The sequence below is a fragment of the Gilliamella sp. B14448G11 genome, assembly GCF_016101765.1.
Taxonomy (GTDB): domain Bacteria; phylum Pseudomonadota; class Gammaproteobacteria; order Enterobacterales; family Orbaceae; genus Gilliamella; species Gilliamella apicola_N.
The window spans coordinates 1-384 of record NZ_JACFPX010000053.1 but is presented as its reverse complement, the minus strand read 5'-3'; the positions used below and the strand labels follow the sequence as shown (position 1 = coordinate 384).

The 384-nt window shown below is 34.4% G+C and carries 1 protein-coding gene; it reads right to left on the bottom strand.

Annotated elements, in window-relative coordinates; genetic code table 11:
- Positions 1 to 33 precede the first annotated feature (33 nt).
- Positions 34 to 384: hypothetical protein (locus H3S88_RS13150; RefSeq protein WP_232352609.1), on the bottom strand; the 351-nt coding region annotated here is incomplete at its 5' end.

Sequence of the window (384 nt, the reverse complement as noted above, 5' to 3'; positions counted from 1 at the left end):
AGTTTTTTCATAAAATCTAAACCAATCCTGATACTATTCTTCAACTTTAATGGTATAAACTTTCTTAAAGTCTTTTCCCGGACATGTATTTGTTCCATAAGTAGTTCCAGAAAGTTCTATTCTGATTGTTCCTGTAACTTTAGGCGTTCCTTTTACTTCGAAATCATTATAGGAAACACGTTTTGTTCCTAAACCTCTAGGAGATAATTCAAGGCCTGATTTTTCTGGTTGGATATCATAGTAAAAGTGACGGCGATTAGCGTGACCACCAAAAACTTCAATTTTAGCATAATAGGGATTACCCAATTTGGCATTGGGTAACGACTTTGGTCGAACTTCCATTTTTTGCATACAAAAACAACCGGTAAGAACAGTAGTTAAAAA